This is a genomic window from Pseudomonas sp. PH1b, assembly GCF_000633395.1.
Taxonomy (GTDB): Bacteria; Pseudomonadota; Gammaproteobacteria; order Pseudomonadales; family Pseudomonadaceae; genus Aquipseudomonas.
In genome coordinates this window covers 1-2,705 of record NZ_AYMU01000072.1, presented here as the reverse complement: position 1 = coordinate 2,705, position 2,705 = coordinate 1, and the positions used below count along the sequence as shown (strand labels likewise).

Below are 2,705 nucleotides of genomic sequence, written 5' to 3'. Positions count from 1 at the left end.
CAGCAGATCGCGCACTTCCATTTCAACCAGTTCCAGCAGCTCAGCATCATCAACCATGTCAGCCTTGTTCAGAAAGACAACGATGTACGGAACGCCTACCTGACGGGACAGCAGGATGTGCTCACGAGTTTGTGGCATCGGACCATCAGCGGCCGAGCAAACCAGGATCGCGCCATCCATCTGCGCAGCACCGGTGATCATGTTTTTTACGTAGTCGGCGTGACCTGGGCAGTCAACGTGCGCGTAGTGACGCACAGCCGAATCGTATTCAACGTGAGAGGTGTTGATGGTGATACCACGAGCCTTCTCTTCCGGGGCGCTATCGATCTTGTCGAAGTCAACCTTGGCCGAACCGAAAACCTCGGAACAAACGCGAGTCAGGGCTGCAGTCAGAGTGGTTTTACCGTGGTCAACGTGACCAATGGTACCAACGTTGACATGCGGCTTATTACGTTCGAACTTTTCCTTAGCCATCGAAATCACCCCTAGGAGAAGAATTAAGCAAGTCACACAAGCCATTAAAACAAAGGCAGATATTTTCATATCTGCCTTGTTATATGGAGCTCTTGAGCGGATTTGAACCGCTGACCTCACCCTTACCAAGGGTGTGCTCTACCAACTGAGCTACAAGAGCAAAACTCTTTTGCAAAACCTGCAAACTTGGAGCGGGTAGCGGGAATCGAACCCGCATCATCAGCTTGGAAGGCTGAGGTTCTACCACTAAACTATACCCGCGGAGCCTGCAGCTCTCGCTAAATCTGGTGGAGGGGGAAGGATTCGAACCTTCGAAGTCGTAGACGTCAGATTTACAGTCTGATCCCTTTGGCCGCTCGGGAACCCCTCCTAAGCGAGGCAGCATTTTATACTATGCCACCCTTCTGTCAAGCATTTTCTCAATTAAATCTTGAGGTTAGCTGCGTTGACCTCGCTCCACCGCTGCGACTTCGAGAAGTCTTCACTGCGGAGCGGGCGCCATTCTATGCAACCTATTCGACAGTTGCAACCCCCTCACACGGCATTATTTTATGTTTTAACTCATTGAATTCCTTAGCAAGGTTTTGCAACTGGGGATCATCCAGCAAATGCTTGCTTTCAGGAGAGACGCGCAACCAAAAGCCAGGCGCACCTGGAACACTTAACGACTGCAACTGAACTTCTACCCCAATCTCTACCAGACGCTGCTCGAGCGCTTGAGCCACCTCTCGACGAACAAAGCCCCCCAGATAAAGGCAACTTGCCTCCACCTCTCCAGCCTTGCCCTTGTCACGCCGCTCTACCGAGTCAGAAGACTCGCTCAACAGACGAATATCCTGTTGAGATCCACGATATAGCGACAGCGGCATGACTTCTTTTGCTCGAAGAGGGGCCTCCTGCTGATGCCAGACATAGTAGAAACCATTAAGGACCAACAACAACAGAAACAACCAGCGCATAAAAACCTCAGGATAGAGGGCAGGCCAAACCACTCTCAAAAAGACCAGGCACAGCACAATCTGTACGACGCATATCAACACAGAAACCAGTATCAGATTACCGAGAGGGCGATCCCCCCAACAATCCTACCCATCGCGCATACTCAGGCCATCACAGCATCAATGATGCGGATCATGCGGCACCACACTTCTTATTCTTCAAACCAGGTCCACTACCAAGCTCATGAGCCATCACGCAACCTCAGGCTGAGTTCTCCTCCGCTATAGACCCGCTCCTCCCCCTCAACGCTCAATCGCAAGCCGCCCTGGTGGTCTATACCCAGCACAACGCCTTCGACTTTGTTAACACCCGCAATCAAGGACACAGCCCTTCCCTGCCAAAGATGGTTTTGCTCCCACTCCTCTCGAATAGCGGAGAAGCCTTTCAGCCTATGGCACTCCAGATAGGCGACCAATCCTTCGCTTAAACGAGCGATGAACTGGTTACGATCTATTACCTTGCCAGACTCCAGCCTGACAGAGGTCCACTCCTGGTCAACCTCCTCGGCATTCTGCATATTTACATTGACCCCAATGCCTAGGACAACGTGACATACATCCGCAGGATCACCGACCAACTCCAGGAGTATTCCGGCAATCTTTTTCTGACCAACCAACACATCATTAGGCCACTTCAGTCCAACACCCTGGACCCCAGTCTCCCGGAGAGCGTGCATGACAGCCAAGCCCACGAGCAGACTCAATCCCTCCAGCTGGCGCATGCCACCGTCGATACGCAAGACAAGGCTGTAATAGATATTCTCGGCAAACGGACTAACCCACTTACGACCGCGGCGACCACGCCCCGCAGTTTGACGCTCAGCCAACACCAGAAAAGGTGCCGGACATCCACGCTCAATGGAGCGCAACGCCTCTGCGTTCGTCGAGTCGACAGACTCAAGCACCTTGATCACCCAGCCATTACCAGGAGCCAGTCGCTCAATCTCAGCAGAGCTCAACAAGGTAATGGGAGAGGCCAACTGATAGCCTCGCCCCCTAACCTTATGAATAACCACCCCCCACTCCGCCTCAAGGAGCTGCAGCTGCTTCCATATAGCACTGCGACTAACACCCAAGGCCTCTCCAAGGGCTTGCCCGGAGTGAAATCGCCCATCTCTAAGAAGCTCTAACAACGTCGACATGCAGGTTTCGCCTCACAATGAGCCAGGCATGATAGCCACGCCTAAAACTATTGCATAGAAATCGTCTAAGACGTAAGCGAGTGGTGAATAC

3 protein-coding genes and 3 tRNA genes are annotated in these 2,705 nt (G+C 52.5%); all 6 read right to left on the bottom strand.

The window, feature by feature from the left end:
- Positions 1-474, bottom strand: a 474-nt coding sequence (locus U873_RS0134020; RefSeq protein WP_025132365.1) for a GTP-binding protein, incomplete at its 3' end; no start/stop codon positions are given.
- An 84-nt stretch (positions 475-558) separates the two neighbouring features.
- Positions 559-634: transfer RNA gene (locus tag U873_RS0134015), tRNA-Thr, on the bottom strand.
- A 27-nt stretch (positions 635-661) separates the two neighbouring features.
- A tRNA-Gly gene (locus U873_RS0134010) sits at positions 662-735 on the bottom strand.
- Positions 736-759: 24 nt separating this feature from the next.
- A tRNA-Tyr gene (locus U873_RS0134005) sits at positions 760-844 on the bottom strand.
- A gap of 142 nt (positions 845-986) precedes the next feature.
- On the bottom strand, positions 987-1,433 hold the full coding sequence (locus tag U873_RS0134000) for a hypothetical protein (protein WP_025132477.1): 447 nt from the start codon (positions 1,431-1,433) through the stop codon (positions 987-989).
- A 221-nt stretch (positions 1,434-1,654) separates the two neighbouring features.
- The gene (gene birA, locus U873_RS0133995) at positions 1,655-2,614 is read right to left on the bottom strand and encodes a bifunctional biotin--[acetyl-CoA-carboxylase] ligase/biotin operon repressor BirA (protein WP_025132476.1); all 960 of its coding nucleotides are present in this window, start codon (positions 2,612-2,614) and stop codon (positions 1,655-1,657) included.
- Positions 2,615-2,705: the final 91 nt, after the last annotated feature.

Excerpts from the sequence above, each read along its gene's own strand:
- U873_RS0134000 (WP_025132477.1), bottom strand. The coding sequence starts at position 1,433 with ATGCGCTGGTTGTTTCTGTTGTTGTTGGTCCTTAATGGTTTCTACTAT.
- birA (WP_025132476.1), bottom strand. The coding sequence starts at position 2,614 with ATGTCGACGTTGTTAGAGCTTCTTAGAGATGGGCGATTTCACTCCGGG.